Here is a 15,655-nt window from a genome sequence, read left to right as displayed (position 1 = left end):
ACGTGTTGGGAGACGCGATATGACAAATTTCGGAAGGAAGCAGTCCATCCTCTTCTTGGCCGGCGCGGCGATCGCCGCGCTGCCCGCAGCCGCCGCGGCGCAGGAGGCCGCCGACGACACGAGCGGCGACATCATCGTCACCGCGCAGCGGCAGGAACAGCGGCTGCAGGACGTCCCCGTCTCGGTCACCGCCTTCAGCGCCGAGCAGCTTCGCGACAACAGCATCGAAACGGTGCAGGACATCGCGATCCGCACCCCGGGCCTTGCGGTCAGCGCGGTCGACCCGATCAACACCAACTTCGCGATGCGCGGTATCGGCAGCGCGCCGGGCATCAGTCAGAACGCCGGCGGCGACCCGTCGGTCGTCGTCTTCATCGACGGCGTCTATGCCGGGCGCGGCGGCACCCCCGACCTCGACGCGCTCGACCTCGAGCGCGTCGAGGTGCTGCGCGGACCGCAGGGCACCTTGTTCGGCAAGAATGCGATCGGCGGCCTCGTCCAGTTCATCAGCCGCAAGCCGACCGACGAGACGAGCTTCTTTTTCGAGGGCACCTACGGCAATTACGACCGTGTCGGGGTGATCGCGCGCGGCAATATGGCGCTGACCGACAAGGTGTATCTGTCAGCGGGGCTGTCGCACAAGCAGCGCGACGGCTTCGAATATAATGAGACAACGGGCAATGACGTCAACGACCTCAACCTGACGACGGGCCGCGTCGCGCTGCGTTTCGTGCCCACCGACACGCTCGACATCATCCTGCGCGCCGACATTTCGCATCAGGACCAGAAGGGCAATCCGCGCCACAATAATTGCGACACCAGCTTTCAGGGCGGCATCCACTGCGTCGGCATCAACCCCGATCCACGCGTCGTGAACGCCTATATCGACGGCGAGGTCAAACGGACGATCCAGACCTATTCGGCCGAGGCCAACCTCGACCTGCCGTTCGGGACGCTGACCTCGCTCACCGCGCTGCGCAAGGTGAAGTTCAATTTCGTCACCCCCTTCTTCAGCAACCCGGTCAACCCGCCGGCGCAGATCGAATCGACGAGTTTCGGCGAAGAAGACAACAGCCAGTTCAGCCAGGAGCTGCGCCTGTCCTTCGACGCATGGGGCGGGCGCCTGAAGGGCCAGACGGGCGTCTATTTCCTGAAGGAGAATAACGATCGCGTCGAAGGGCAGATCCAGGATTTCCCGAGCCCCGCCAATTCGGGGATCGGCATTTATCCGCAGTCGGTCAACGCGCGCAGCGTCGCGGTCTTCGGGCAGGTCGATTTCGAGATCGTCCCGTCGCTGACCGCAACGGTCGGCGCGCGCATGACATGGGAACGCAAGAGCGGCCGTTTCGCGGGCTTCAAGGCCGACAGCGGCCCCGGCCTGCCGCCGCCGCTGGGCTCGCTCGCCGGCTATGACGTGACCGGCAAAAAGAACTGGAAGGCCTTCACGCCGCGCTTCGCGCTCAACTGGAAGGCGACCGATGACGTGCTGCTCTATGCCTCGGTCGCGCGCGGCTACAAGAGCGGCGGCTTTCAGGGACTGTCGGGCACCGCGGCGGGGGCTTCGACCCCCTATGACCCCGAATTCGCCTGGGGTTACGAGGTCGGGGCGAAGACCGACTGGCTCGACCGGCGCCTGCGGCTCAACGTCGCGGCGTTCCGCACCGACTATTCGGACCTCCAGGTCTCGCAGCTCGTCCCGCTGTGCTGCGTCGTCGTCAGCAACGCAGCGAAGGCGCGGATCAAGGGGATCGAGGTCGAGGCGGTGGCGCGGCCGTTCGAGGGATTCCAGATTGACGGCAGCTATGCGTATCTCGACGCGAAGTTCACCGAATATACGATCCCGGGCCTGAACTATACCGGCAACCAGCTGCCGCGCTCGCCGAAGAACAAGTTCAACATCGGCGGCCAGTTCGAAACCCCGGTCGGCGACCTGTCGGCAAAGCTGCGCGTCGATTACAGCTGGGTCGACGATGCGTTTTTCGAGGCGTCGAACATCCCGCAGCAGCTCTGGCCTTCGCACGACAATCTGGATGCGCGCCTTTCGCTTTCGGGTCCCGACGATCGCTGGGAGTTGTCGCTGTGGGGCAAGAATCTGACCGACGAGCTGACGCCGACTTACGTCACCTATTTCGGACCCTTTCGCCAGATCCTGACGCCCTACGCGCCGCCGCGCACCTACGGCGTAACGGTCGCATTCAAGATGTGACCCGCGGGCGCGGCGGCACCCCTTTCGCCGCCGCGCCCGCTCCCCTGCACTAGTGAGAGGATGACCGATGGAAGAACCCCGTTTCCGCTACCTCTGTTCGTACAGAGCCAGCTTCACCGAGCCGCAGCAGATGATCGGCAAGGCGCATTTCGGGCGCCGGATGATCGCTGCGCTGACCGGCGGCGAGGTCGAGGGCGAGCGGCTGCACGGCCGCGTGATGCCGAGCGGCGGCGACTGGGCGACGATCGACGACAATGACACGCTGCGGCTCGACGCGCGCATCACGATGGAAACGCACGATGGCGCCTTGATCTATGTCTCCTATCGCGGCGTGCTGCGCCCGCTGTCGGCCGCGCACAAACATGCGCGGAACGGCGGCCCGCGGACGCCGGAGGAAAAGGCCGAAGTCTATTTCCGCACCACCCCGATGTTCGAGACCGGGGACGAGCGCTATCTATGGCTCAACGACATCGTCGCCGTCGGGCTCGGCGCCAGCATCGGCGGCGCGGTACGCTACGATGTGTTCGAGCTGCTTTAGGAGGGTCCGATCGCCGGCGAACTGGACTTCCGGGAGCGCATAGCGGACCTCGGAATCGCTCGCAGGAAAACGCAGGCCGCCCCCCTCGGTGTACCCAGTCGGTTGGCGACCATGGCTCGCCCCCCTCTGGAATCAGGCTTCTATGACCTGGATCCTGCGGCGGAGCAAAAAGAGCCCGCCAGCAAGCATCGCCGTCGGGACAAGCATCAGCGTGAACGCGGTGCGCCCGTCGAGATGCGCGAAGATGGCGCCGGTAATGACCGATCCGGTCGTCCCGCCGAGCGCCGAGAAGACGACGACGAGCCCCATCAGCGACGGGTGCTGGCGATTGGGCATGGCGCTCAGCATCACCGAAATGATCGTTGGATAGACCGGCGCCAGCGCGATGCCGATCAGCGGAAAGAGGAAGGCCGCGATCGGCGCGTCGCCCCACCTATGGATCGCCCCGGGGGCGACGCCGTCGGCAAGCGGCAGCACGAGGATGATCAGCGCGGCAAGCGATGCGAGGCAGACGTTCAGTACCGGATACCAGTCGAAGCGCGCCATGACCGCGCCCGCGCCGAAGCGCCCGATCGCGAGGCACGCAGCGAACAGGCTGGCCGCCTGCACGCTCATCTGCGCTGGCAAGTGCAGCACCTCGTTGTTGAAGGTCGGCAGCCAGCTCTGGATTCCCTGTTCGATCAGCACGAACAGAAAGGCGCAGGCGACGAAGACCAGCACCAGCGGCAGCGCCGCGAGCTTGAGCATCGCGACGAACGGCGGCCCCTCGCTTGCGGCCGCTTCTTCGCCCTCGTGCGTGCGATGTTCGTCGACCCGCGCTGTGAGTAACAGCGCGAGCGCCAGTGCCGTAATCGCGCCGAGCACCCAATAGGCGTTCAGCCAGCGGAGGCCGGTCGGGTCGATGAAGGCGCTGAACACCCAATAGGAGGAGAGGACGCCGACCATGAACATGCCTTCGATCAGGCTGGTCAGGCTGGCATGCTTTCGCGGGCTGTCGGTCACGAGGCCGATCATCGAATAGACGACCACCTTGGCAACCGCAAAGGCCGCGCCGACCATCGCGAAATGGAGCTGCGCGGCGCCGAAGCTGCCAACCAGCGGCATCACGATACAGCCGGCGATCGCAAGGATGAGCGCGCCGATCAACGCGTTGCGAAGGCCAAAACGCGGCAGATAGCTCGCGGTCACAAACGACACGACCGCGATCGTGATGTCCTTGAACCCCTCTAGCGTGCTCGCCTGCGGCTTGGTGACATCGAAACTGGAAATCGACTGAAGGATCACCGTCCCGACGCTGTTGAGCAGCATCGCAAAGGCGACATAAGTCAGGATCAGCGCGGCGATCAGTCGGGTGCGGGCCATCGGCTGTCCTTAGCAGAAAAAGAAGGGGTGACCGCGAAGAGGCCGCGGCCACCCAGGGAGGGATGATCCTCTAGAATTTATAGGCGGCGCTGAAGCGGAACGACCGGCCGAGGATCGGGCGCGCGTTGACGACTTCGCCCCCCGTCTGCCCCAGGGTGCGCGGATCGCCTTCGGTCAGCCCGACCTTGTCGGTCAGATTGTCGCCGGTCACCGCAAAGGTCAGCGCGTCGTTGACATCGACGGTCACCCCCGCATCGATCTTGAAATAATGCGGCAGCGACTGGGTGTTCGCGGTGTCGGAGAAGCGGTCGCCGACGTAGCTGAAGGTCGAATAGAGCGAGACCTTGCTATTGTCGCCGAACTCGATGTCGTACGACGGCGTCACACGCCATTGCCATTTCGGCTGGCGTTGCACGCGGTTGCCGCTGAGGTCGATCGTCCCGCCACCCGCGAAGAAGTCACGGTATTTCGCGTCGAGCCAGGTGCCCGAAAAAGCGATGGCGAAATTGTCGATTGGGCGGATCTGCCCTTCGAGCTCGATCCCGGTGCTGCGCGCGCCGCCGATGTCGGCAACCGGCGCGCCATTCTGGATCACCGTCGTCACCAGCCCCTTGAACTTGGTATGGAACAGCGTGGCATAGAGCGACACGAGATCGGTGCGGACCTTCACCCCGCCCTCGAAATTGTCGACGCGCGGCGACACGAAAATCCCGTCGCGCAGATTGTCGAAAAATGGGTTGGTGTTGCCGCGGTTATAGCGGGCATAGACGCCGACCGACGACGAGATGTCGTAGTTCAGCCCCGCAGTCCACGACCAGGCGCCCTTCTTGTACGCGATGTTGCGGAAGGTGCCGTTGAGCACCGCCGTGCCATTGTTATACAGCGTATTCGGGTTGTTGTCGGTGTCGACCGAGCTGTTATTCTCGATCGTGCCGGTCGCCTTGTAATTCTGGTAGCGGATGCCCGCGTCAAATCGCAGTTCGGGCGTAATCTGGAATTCGTCGACCGCATAGAAGGCATATTCGCGGCCGTCATAGGCGGCGTTGACGTTGAAGAACGACCCTTGGGTGAAGCCGTTGCTCGACGCGACCCGGCCATCGGCGAGCGTCAGGTTGAGCAGGCGTCCGTGGTTTTCGGCGGTCAGCAGGTGGACGTTGCCGAGGTTCCATTGGTCGTTCGACGAAAAGTCCGAATAATAGGCGCCGACGGTGAACTTGTTGCTCCCGCTTTCCCATTCGACCGCGAGATCGTTGGTGAAATCCTCGATCTGCTTGCGCACGATCCACGTGCCCGCACGGATCACCTGCTGCGTGCCGGCGACCGCCTGCCCGCCGTTGACATAGGTCAGGCTGCCGACGGCGCTGCCGAGCGAGGCGGCATAGGCGTTAGCGGTCGTTGCGGTGCTGGCGGGGACGAGACCGGTCGTGTCGGCATCACCCTTGAGATAGCTCGCGCGATAACGCAGTTGGAAACCCTCACCGATCTCATAATCGAAATTGGTGCCGAGGTTGACCAGCTTGGCGCCGCGACCGTCGGCGAGGTCGGCGCGCGTCCCGTCGGGAAGCGTGCTGAGCCGCGTTTCGGGGCCGGCGAGCACCCCGGTGCCCGGATCGATATTGCCGAACTGGCGCACCTTGTTGCCGTCGCGGATCACGGGGATCGGCAGCAGCCACTGCCCGCGATCATTGAGGTAGCGCGCGAAGACGAGGATCGAGCCCTTGTCGAGATCGTGGCGGATATTGCCGGTGATCTGGCCACCCTTTTCGGCCGTGAAGCCGGGGCTGCGGATGCCCTCGCCGCTCGAATAATAGCCGCCGACCATGAAGCTGGTGTTCTCACCGAGCGGGCCCGAGAGCAGCATGTCGCCGCGCAGGTCGCCATAGTCGGTGATGCTGGCCTTCACCAGACCCTCGAAATCGCGCCCGCCTTCCTTCTGGACGAAGTTGACGGTGAGGCCGGGCTGACCGCTGCCAAACAGCGCGCCGGTGCCGCCGCGAACCGCCTCGACGCGCTCGATCGTCTCGTCGATGCGGATCAGCTGGGTGTTTTCGAGGAACGACAAGGTCGGGGGCGAGAAGAAGGGAACGCCCTGCACCATCAGCGTGACGAATTCGGCGTCGCCGCCCGACGGATAGCCGCGCACGAAGATGTTCGCGCCATTCTGACCGCCCGAGCTTTCCGCCGACACGCCCGGGATGACCTTGAACAGGTCGGCGGTGCTGTTCGGCGCGGCGCGATCGATCGCGTCCGAATTGATGCTGGTGATCGCGAACGCCGCGTCCTGGCGGTTGACCCCGCCGCCGGCGGTGCCGGTGACGATGATTTCTTCATTGGCCGCCGCCGCGTCGTCGGGCTGAGGCGCTTCCTGGGCGAAAGCCGTGGCCGGCAGCGCGATCAGCGCAATCGACGACAGCAGATAGGTTCGATTCAACATGGCATATCCTCCACTTTACCTGTTCTGATTGAAAGGCGTCCGCGCGCCGCCGCTTCCTGTTCTGCCGACAGGATCCGGTCGAGCGTCAGATCGCCTATGGCGGTGACGTTGATCTCGGCATCGGGCAGCGCCTCTTCCGGCCCGATGCCAATGGCCACCATGCCCGCCGCATGGATGGCCGAAATTCCGGCGCGCGCGTCTTCGACGCCGATGCACTGTCCGGGAGACAGGCCCATGCCGTCGGCACAGGCCAGAAAGATGTCGGGCGCGGGTTTTGCGTGGGCAACCGCGCCGGCGTCGGCGATAAAATCGAATTCGCCCGCGATGCCGAGCAGGCGCACCACGTCGGGCGCGTTGCGGCTGGCCGACGCGAGGCCAATTTTCATGCCCGCCGCGCGGCACGCCGCAAAGAGCTCGCGAACGCCGGCGAACAGGTTTGCGGGCGAATAGCCCGCCAGCCGCTCGCGATAGAGGTCGTTCTTTTCGGCGAGCATCGCGTCGAAGGTCGCGGGATCAACCGCAGCCCCGGCATGATCGAGGATCAGGCGCAGCGAACCCGCGCGGTCGACGCCCTTCAATTGGTGGTTGGTTTCGCGGTCGAACGCTAGCCCGTGCCGATCGGCGAGCGCCTGCCACGCCTGATAATGATCCTCGGCCGTATCGGTGAGCACGCCGTCGAGGTCGAAGATCACGCCTTTCAGCGTCGGCCGCGGCGCGGCCACCGGCGCGTCGCTGATGCGCAGCGCGCGCCCATGGTCGACGATATCGAGCGGCGCGCCCGACAGCAGGCGATAGGTGCAACCCGCCGCGTCCACCGCAAGCTCGATCACGCTGCCGCGCCATTGCAGGCGAAAGCGATAGGCTTTCCACGCGGCGGGAAGCTGCGGCCGGAACGACGGCACCGCGCCGGCGAGAGAAAGGCCGCCCCAGCCTTGCGCGAGGATAAGCCAGCTACCGGCCAGCGCCGCCATGTGGAGGCCGTGCGAGGTGTTGCCGTGCCGATCCTCAAGATCGACGAAGGCGCATTCGCCGAGGAAACCGAGCGCAGCCGCCTCGTCGCCGAGCCGCGCCGCGATGATGGCGAAGGACACCGACGACAGCGTCGAATCATGCGTCGTGACGCGGGAATAATAATCGAAATTCCGCCGCTGCCGCGACAGCGGCACATCGACGAGGTCCATCGCCATCGCCTGGACGACATTGCCCTGTTTCGCAACCTGATGGCGGAACAGGATCATCGGGTGATAACGCATCAGCAGCGGACCATGACCGCCGCGCGACGCAAGATCGGGCAGCTCCGGACGGCCCAGAAACGCATCATCCTGCGGGTGGACACCGAGGACCGGGTCGGCGGGCAGCCACATCGCGTCCGCCGCCTTGCGCCAATCATCGATTTCGGCGTCGCCGAGACCGATCGCGCTGGCCAGCGCCGCAAAATCGCCGCGGGCGCGGAGCCAGTCCGCGGTCTCCGCAGCATAGGCCAGATGGCGGCGCGCGATGGCGTTGGTGTAAAAATCATTGTCGACAAGCGCCGAATATTCGTCGGGCCCGGTCACGCCATAGAGGCAGAAGGCGCCGCCGCGCCGCGCGTCGAACGCCCCGATCTCCATCCACATGCGCGCGGTTTCGAACAGCATTTCGGCAGCTTCGGCGCGAAAATCCGCATCGCCCGTCGCCGCGACATAGAGCGCGAGCGCATAAGCGATATCGCCATTGATATGATATTGCGCCGACCCCGTCGGATAGTGCGACGAGCATTCTGCCCCCGCGATCGTCCGCCACGGATAGAGCGCGCCGCGCGCATGGCCGAGCGCCTTTGCATGCGCGCGCGCGCGGTCGAGCTTCCCCATGCGATAGGCGAGCAAGGTCCGCGCCTTGTCGGGCGCCTGCAACGCGAGCACCGGCAGCATGAAGGTTTCGGCGTCCCAGAAATAATGGCCTTCATAGCCCTCGCCGGTCAGCCCCTTGGCGCCGATGCTGTGGTTCGGGTCGCGGCTTGCCGACTGGTGGAGCTGGAACAGGTCGAAGCGAAGCGCCTGCGTCAGCGCATCGTCGCCGTCGATCGCGAAAGCCGCGCTGTCCCATAGCGCCTCGACCGCTGCACGCTGGCTGGCGGCGATCGCGTCGAAATCGGTTGCCACATCGTCGAACACCGCGGGGTCGACCGGGCGGCCGCGCGCCGATGCCAGCGCGACCACCCGGTCGATCGTCAGGGTGCCGCCGGCGACCAGCGCGCCGCGCACGACATGCCCCGCGCCCTCGGCCGCCACTTCGGCGGCGGGGGCGGCGACATGCTGGCGATAGGCGAGCTCGACGGCATCCTGCGCGAACCGGGTAACCGTGGACGGGTCGCCCGGCAGGGGGGTGGCAATGGTCCAGACCGGCCGCAACCGGGCCGAGATGCGCGGATCGTCGGCTTCGCCGCCGCTCGCGCCCTTGTCTTCGATCCCATAAGTCAGCGATGCCTCGACCGCTCCGCCGAAATCGATCGGCCGGAGGCGGATGCGCGACGTGACACAAGCGCCGCCAGCGAGTGGGACGATGCGGTCGACCGCAATTTCGAGCGTGCCGACGCCGGCAAGCCGCCAGCGCGAGACGCGGCGAAGCTGGCCGGTCGCAAAATCGAGCGCGCTTTCGGTCGAGACGAGTTCGGCGGCGCCAAAGTCTACGGGCTGGCCGTCGATATGGAGGCGCAGCAGCACGGGGCTGGGGCACGGGACGCGCGTATCGGTCGCACTCGCATAACCCGGAAAGCTTTCATGATAGGCGATCGGCCGGCTGACATAGGCGTCGGGCAGATAGGCGCAGGGCCGGTCCGCGCGCTCGTCGATCACCCCTTCGACGCCGACCAGCCCGTTGGCGAGCGCAAAGAGCGCCGCCGCCTGCGCGCCGGTCGCGGCATCGCCATGGCGGACAAGCCGCATCGCTTCTGAAGGATTTTCGATTGTCGCCACGCACCCTCACCCACGGCGAAGGCTGCTTGGCCCTCCGCTCTGGGGCTCGGTTTCCCGCAAAATGGTATCGATGTCAAGGTATCGATACCATTTTGCGGGAAACCGCTGGAAGGCAATGATAAACTATCCTGTGAGCTAGCTGTCGCGGACGATCAGTGCGACCGGCATCGCGCGCGATTCGACCGCTTTTCCGGCGACGAGGTCGAGCACCTTTTGCGCGAGCAACTCGCCACCGAAGCCCCAATCCTGCCGAATGCTCGTCAGGCGGGGCGAAAAAAGCGCGGCGCCGGGCGAATCGTCGAAACCGACCACCGACACGGCACCGGGCACATCATGTCCGCGCGCCTGCAGCGCCTCGATGGCGCCCATCGCAATCGCATCGCTGCTCGCAAAAATGCCGTCGAAGCCGGGCTTGCCGCCTTCGAGCAGCGGCGCGACCGCGTCGCGGCCCGCGGCGAGGGTGAAGGCGCAGGGAATATTGGCGACCAGCACCGCGTTCGAACCCGCGAGCCCAGCATGGAAACCATTGAGGCGATCCTCAGCCTCGCCATGCTCCGCGTCGCCGAGGAACAGGAGCCGTCGCCGTCCGCGCCCGAGCAGATATTCGGCCGCGAGCCGCCCGCCCTCGCGATTGTCGCTGCCGACGACGATCCGTTCGGGCGGGCCATGTTCGGCGCCCCACACGACATAGGGCAGCCCGGTCGCCTCGATCACGGCGGCGGCGTCGTCATGCACCCCCTGCCCCAACAGGATCACGCCGTCGGCCGAGGGCGGCGCTTCCGAAAACAGGTCGATGGTGGTGAGCACCATATTCTGCCCCGCCGCGCTCAGTTCCTGAAGGATGCCGCCGAGCAGCAGCAACGGATAGGGCTCGCTCATCAGGCGCTCGTGCGACGGCGTCATTTCGATCACGACCGCGATCGTCCGCGTGCGCTGTTGCCGCAGGTTGCGCGCCGACACATTGAGCCGGTAACCCATGCGCTCGGCCGTCTCGCGGATCAGCGTGCGCGTGCTGTCCTTGACCGTCGAATGGTTCGACAGCGCGCGCGAAACGGTGATTTTCGCGACGCCCAGTTCGCGGGCTACATCGGCCATGGTCGGCCGCGCGCCATCGCTGGGCTTTGCTTTACTCACCCGCGGCATCGCATGGTGACGGATGGCGAGAATCGATGCGCTGAGCCATGCCGCACCCCTAACGCCCGACGGCCGGCTTTCACAAGCCGCTTCGCAGCCAGCGGCATCCATGACGGTTGACGCTCCCCGAAGCCGGCGCCAAGCCTCCGCAAGTGACGATCACCCTCTCTCTCAAGGAAGCGCGCCGGATCGCGCTCGCCGCGCAGGGTTTCGGCGTCGGTCGCCCCGAACAGCCGACGGCCCTCCATTTGCGCAAATCGCTGGGCCGCCTGGGGCTCTTCCAGATCGATAGCGTCAACGTTCTGGCGCGCGCGCACTATCTTCCCGCCTTCTCTCGGCTCGGCAGCTATGATCGGACTTTGCTCGAGCGCGATGCCTGGGGCCCCACCCGCCAGCGGCGCCTGTTCGAATATTGGGCGCATGAAGCCTCGCTGCTTCCGCTCGACCTTCATCCGCTGCTCCGCTGGCGGATGGCGCGCGCCGAGCGGGGCGAGATCGGCTATCAGGCCCTGAAGCGCTTTGCGATCGAGCACCGCGCCGAAGCGCAGGCGGTGCTCGACCGGATCATCGCCGAAGGGCCGTTGGCCGCCGCCGATTTCGAGAATGGATCGAGCAAAAGCGGTTGGTGGGAGTGGAGCCACACCAAACACGCGCTTGAATTTCTGTTCTGGTCGGGCCGGATCACCACCGCGACGCGACGCGGCAGCTTTGCGCGGGTCTATGACCTGCCCGAACGCGTGTTGCCCAAGGCCGTACTCGCCCTGCCAACCCCCGACGCCGCAAGCGCGCAGCGCGCGTTGATCGAACGGAGCGCCCGCGCGCTTGGCGTCGCGACGGCCGCAGATTTGCGCGACTATTATCGCCTGAAGCCCGACGAAGCCGATCATGCGATCGCTGCTGAGGCGGAGGCCGGCACCCTCATCCCCGCATGCGTCGAAGGGTGGAGCCAGAAGGTCTGGATGCACCGCGACGCCCGCCTGCCCCGCCGCGTGACCGGTGCGGCGCTGCTCGCCCCGTTCGACCCGCTGATCTGGGAGCGCAGCCGCACCGAACGTCTGTTCGGGTTCCGCTACCGCATCGAAATCTATGTCCCGCAGGACAAGCGCACCCATGGCTATTACGTCCTGCCCCTCCTGATGGACGACGCGCTGGTGGCGCGCGTCGACCTCAAGGCCGATCGCCAGGCCGGCGTCCTGCTCGCGCACCGGATTACCCTCGAACCGGGCGCTCCTGCCGAAACCCTCGAGCGTCTCGCGATCGAACTCGACCGGATGGCGGCATGGCTTGGCCTGGAAGGCGTCCGGATCGGCCTGACGGTCGCGTCATCCTGAGGCAGAAGCCAATGCCCTGATCGCCCTGGCGAGCATGTCCACGTCGCCCGGCCCGTTGAACAGCGCCGGCGTGATCCGGACGCATGCCCCGCGCGCCGGCCCGCCGCGATGCACCGAGAAGATCCGGTGATCGTCGAGCAGGCGTTTGGCGAGCGCGATATTGTCCGCTTCGCTGGTGCGCCCGGCGAGACGGAACGATGTGATGCTGCCGTGCAGCCGTGGATCGACCGGGGTCAATATCTCGACCCCCGGCGTGCCGCGCAGGGGTTCGGCCCAGCGATCGCGTAAATAGCGCAGGCGCGCCGCACGCGGCGCATCGCCGATCGCATCCTGGAAATCGAGCGCGGCGGGAACGGTGAGCTGCGCCGCGAAATCGACCGTGCCCGTATGCACGCGTGCCTGGGCGGTCGCGGCGAACGGCGGGTCGTTGGCGATGTCGGGATCGATCAGCTCGACCTTGGTCTTGCGGATATAGAGCGCACCGACCCCCAGCGGGGCTCCCATCCACTTGTGCAGGTTCAGCCCGACGAAATCGGCGCCCAAATCGGGAAGCGAGAAATCGAGCTGTCCCCAGCTGTGCGCGGCGTCGACGATCGCATCGACGCCGCGGGCGCGCGCCATCGCGACGATTTCGCGGACCGGAATAACCAGGCCGGTCCGGTGGCTCAGATGCGTGAGCAGGATCAGGCGGACGCGGGGGTTGGCCTTGAGCGCGGCTTCGTAGCAGTCGATCAGCCCCTGATGCGTCGAGGGTTCGGGCAGCGCGATGCGCATGACATCGACGCCGCGACTCTTCTTGAGCGAGTCGCAGCACGCCTGCATGCTGTCATAATCGAGATCGGCATAAAGCACGGCGTCCCCCGCGCGCAGCCGGTTATACCCGCCGATCAACGCCTTGAGCGCCTCGGTCGCGTTGCGCGTGAAGGCGATTTCTTCGGGCGCGACGCCCAGCTTCGCCGCGACGCGCGCGCGCACCGCGAGAAGGTCGGGGAAAAGCCCGCGGCGGGCGTAATAGCTCGTCGCGCGATTCACCCGCCGCACGGCGGCTTCATAGTGCTCAAGCACGGGCCGCGCCATCATGCCCCAATTGCCGTTTTCGAGCTGAATGATGTCGTCGATCACATCATATTGCGCCGCGATCTTCGCCCAATATTGCTCGTCGTCGGGGCGGGCGCCCGCCGGCAGCGGCGCGGCTTCGAGCCGCCCCGCCACCGGCGCCGCCGCGGCGGCCATCAGCATCTGCCTTCGATTCAGCTCCACGCCCGCTCCCTTTGCCGTCAGAAATTGATCCCGACGCGGACATAATATTGACCGCCGTCGGTGTCATAGGGGGCATTGCGCGAATAGATGAGCCCGCGCACCGCCTGGTTGGTCGCCTCGTCGGGATAGGTGTCGAAGATATTCTCGGCCCCGGCGCGGATCGACAGATGATCGTTCAGCTGGAGACTGGCCGACAGGTCGAACATCACCATCGATCCGAAGCGCTGGAAGACCTCGCCCGTCGCATTGCCGCTGACGTCGGTCCACGCGCCATAATAGCGCGCGCGGCCCTGCAACCCGAAGCGGCCGATCGTGTAGCCGAGCGAGGCGGTGCCATTATGCTTGGGCAAGCGGTCCTCGAACAGGACCCGCTGCGTTTCGTTCCCGATCGACGCGCTTGTGCCGCTCGTCACCCGCGTCTGGTTGTAGTTGTAGGCGAGGCTGATGTCGGCCTTGCCCGGGCCGACGTCGCGCGCATAGGCGAGCACGACGTCGATCCCGCGCGTGCGCGTGTCGAAGTCGTTGGTGAAATAGGTAACCGCGGTGAAGCGCTGCGGATTGGGCAGATTGGCCGGCACCGCGAAGGTCGCCGACTGGCCGAAACGGTCGCGCAGCTTGATCTGATAGACGTCGATGCTGCCCGTCAGTCCGAAGTCCGACTGGAAGGTCAGGCCCGCGGTCAGCGTACGCGATTTTTCAGGCGTCAGCGGCTTGGCGCCGAGGGCGACCGCGATCGGGTCGCTGGGCGACAGCCGTCCGGTGTTAAAGATCTGCAGCGTCCGCGTGTCGAGCCCCTGGCTGGTGGTGAGCGCGTTGAGCTGTGCCGGGGTCGGCGCGCGGAAACCCGTCGACCAGGTCGCGCGCAGCGCCACGCCGCTCAGGGGTTCGAGACGCGCCGACAGCTTGTAGTTGAACGTGTCGCCAAAGGCCGAGAAATCCTCGTAACGCCCCGCCGCGCCAAGCGTCAGCATCTGGGTCGGCTTGACCTCGACATCGAGATAGCCGGCGTAGCTCGTCTGCGACCATTCACCCGCGCTCAAGGGGCTGAAACCCGGGAAGCCGTTGCTGTTCGGCGCCAGCCCCGTCGCTGCGCCGGGACCGATCGCGTAGGAAGCGGGATCGCCGGGCCGGATGGCATAGCTTTCGTTGCGCCGTTCGGCGCCGAACGCGATATTCGCGGGTTCGGCCAGCCCAAGCGGCAGCCGGTAGACGAAATCGGCGTTCAGGTTGAACTCGTTCTGCCGCAACCGCCCGAGATAGAAGCTGGTCGGGCTGTTGGGGCCGAGCGACGCGTTGAGCGACTCGCCCATGTTATAATTGATGCGGCTGCGTCCCAGCGCCGCGCTGAGGTCATAGGTAAACTGATCGCCAAGCCCGCCGCGAAGCCCGCCCGCGGTCTGGAAATCGTCGTATTTTGTGCCGAACCGCGGCGTAAAGCCGGCCGGATACAAGCTCCGGAAACTGAAGCCGGGGAACGCCGTGCTGGGGTTGTAGACATTCGCAGTGCCGGCGGGATTGCGCCAGTTGAAGTCGGTTACCCCCTCGCCGCTTCCCACAGTGCCAAAGGCATAGACGGTCGCGCCATCGGCAATCTCGTAATCGGCGTTTACCGCGCCGCGTACCGAGCGCAGGTCGGGCTGGCCCCAGCGTTGCACCGGGTTCGGGACGTCGAGGTTCGGGTTCGCCGCCTGGAACGCCTCGGCATCGGGGCGCTGCCGCGTGCGCGAGGTCGCGTCGGACTTCGAAAATTCGCCAGCGAAGACCAATGTGCCGCGATCGCCGAGCGCTACGCCGCCCTGCCCGCCGGTCTGATAACTTTGCCCGTCGCCTTCATAATAGCTCGAATATTGGCCGAAGGCGGTCATGCCGGGCTGGTCGTCGAGGATGATGTTGATGACACCCGCGATCGCGTCCGAGCCATATTGCGCCGATGCGCCGTCGCGCAGCACCTCGATCCGCTTGATCGCAAGGTTCGGGATGGTGGCGAGATCGGCCGCCTGCGCACCGCGCGTCCCGAGCAGCGCGGAGCGGTGATAGCGCTTGCCGTTGACGAGGACGAGCGTCTGGTCGGGCGACAGCCCGCGCAGCGTCGCGGGGCGCACAAACGCCTGACCATCGGCGGCGGGCAGGCGCTGCACGTTGAACGACGGCAGGAGCTGCGCGAGCGTATCCGACAGGTCGTTCGACACGCTGCTGTCGATCGCCCGGCCCGACAGCACGTCGATCGGGGCCAGCGTGTCGAACTGGGTCCGCCGCGCGTCGCGCGTGCCGGTGACGATGATCGTCTCGCCCTCGGCGCTTTCGGTTCCGGCCGTCGCCATCTCTTCGGCCGAGGCCGTCGCGGGCGCAACAAATTGCAGCGCGACAAGCGCGCAGGCGGTGAGGCTTTTCATGGATGCTCCTTGGATCTCGACGGGGGAGAGTTATGTTTTGATT

9 protein-coding genes are annotated in these 15,655 nt (G+C 65.9%); 3 read left to right on the top strand and 6 right to left on the bottom strand.

The window, feature by feature from the left end; all coding sequences use genetic code 11:
* Nucleotides 1–19 precede the first annotated feature (19 nt).
* Both V8J55_RS10495 and V8J55_RS10490 read left to right on the top strand, forming a co-directional pair.
* Complete coding sequence (locus tag V8J55_RS10495) at nucleotides 20–2,206, top strand: TonB-dependent receptor (RefSeq protein WP_336445543.1); 2,187 nt, start codon at nucleotides 20–22, stop codon at nucleotides 2,204–2,206.
* A 67-nt stretch (nucleotides 2,207–2,273) separates the two neighbouring features.
* On the top strand, nucleotides 2,274–2,744 hold the full coding sequence (locus V8J55_RS10490; RefSeq protein WP_336445542.1) for a DUF3237 domain-containing protein: 471 nt from the start codon (nucleotides 2,274–2,276) through the stop codon (nucleotides 2,742–2,744).
* Between the two features lie 132 nt (nucleotides 2,745–2,876).
* On the opposite strand, the gene V8J55_RS10485 is transcribed toward V8J55_RS10490, so the two are convergent.
* From V8J55_RS10485 to V8J55_RS10470, 4 genes are all read right to left on the bottom strand, one after another.
* Nucleotides 2,877–4,106 (bottom strand): MFS transporter, encoded by a 1,230-nt coding sequence (locus V8J55_RS10485; protein WP_336445541.1) that lies wholly within the window; start codon nucleotides 4,104–4,106, stop codon nucleotides 2,877–2,879.
* Between the two features lie 70 nt (nucleotides 4,107–4,176).
* Complete coding sequence (locus V8J55_RS10480) at nucleotides 4,177–6,540, bottom strand: TonB-dependent siderophore receptor (RefSeq protein ID WP_336445540.1); 2,364 nt, start codon at nucleotides 6,538–6,540, stop codon at nucleotides 4,177–4,179.
* Nucleotides 6,534–9,494 (bottom strand): beta-phosphoglucomutase, encoded by a 2,961-nt coding sequence (gene pgmB, locus V8J55_RS10475; protein WP_336445539.1) that lies wholly within the window; start codon nucleotides 9,492–9,494, stop codon nucleotides 6,534–6,536. Before pgmB ends, V8J55_RS10480 begins: the two co-directional genes overlap by 7 nt.
* A 135-nt stretch (nucleotides 9,495–9,629) precedes the next feature.
* Complete coding sequence (locus tag V8J55_RS10470) at nucleotides 9,630–10,589, bottom strand: substrate-binding domain-containing protein (RefSeq protein WP_336445538.1); 960 nt, start codon at nucleotides 10,587–10,589, stop codon at nucleotides 9,630–9,632.
* A gap of 191 nt (nucleotides 10,590–10,780) precedes the next feature.
* Between V8J55_RS10470 and V8J55_RS10465 the strand changes: the two genes are divergently transcribed.
* Nucleotides 10,781–11,959, top strand: coding sequence for a winged helix-turn-helix domain-containing protein (locus tag V8J55_RS10465; protein WP_336445537.1), 1,179 nt, complete (start codon nucleotides 10,781–10,783; stop codon nucleotides 11,957–11,959).
* On the opposite strand, the gene V8J55_RS10460 is transcribed toward V8J55_RS10465, so the two are convergent.
* Together V8J55_RS10460 and V8J55_RS10455 are read right to left on the bottom strand one after the other, a co-directional pair.
* Nucleotides 11,951–13,219 carry an aminotransferase class V-fold PLP-dependent enzyme gene (locus V8J55_RS10460; protein WP_336445536.1) on the bottom strand — a complete coding sequence of 423 codons (1,269 nt, stop codon included), beginning with the start codon at nucleotides 13,217–13,219 and terminating at the stop codon, nucleotides 11,951–11,953. The genes V8J55_RS10465 and V8J55_RS10460 overlap by 9 nt on opposite strands.
* A 17-nt stretch (nucleotides 13,220–13,236) precedes the next feature.
* A complete protein-coding gene (locus tag V8J55_RS10455; RefSeq protein ID WP_336445535.1) occupies nucleotides 13,237–15,612 on the bottom strand; it encodes a TonB-dependent receptor plug domain-containing protein in 2,376 nt (791 codons plus the stop codon).
* Between the last annotated feature and the right edge of the window lie 43 nt (nucleotides 15,613–15,655).

It is taken from the genome of Sphingopyxis sp. CCNWLW2 (genome assembly GCF_037095755.1).
GTDB lineage: Bacteria > Pseudomonadota > Alphaproteobacteria > Sphingomonadales > Sphingomonadaceae > Sphingopyxis.
This window is presented reverse-complemented; position numbering and strand designations above follow the sequence as displayed.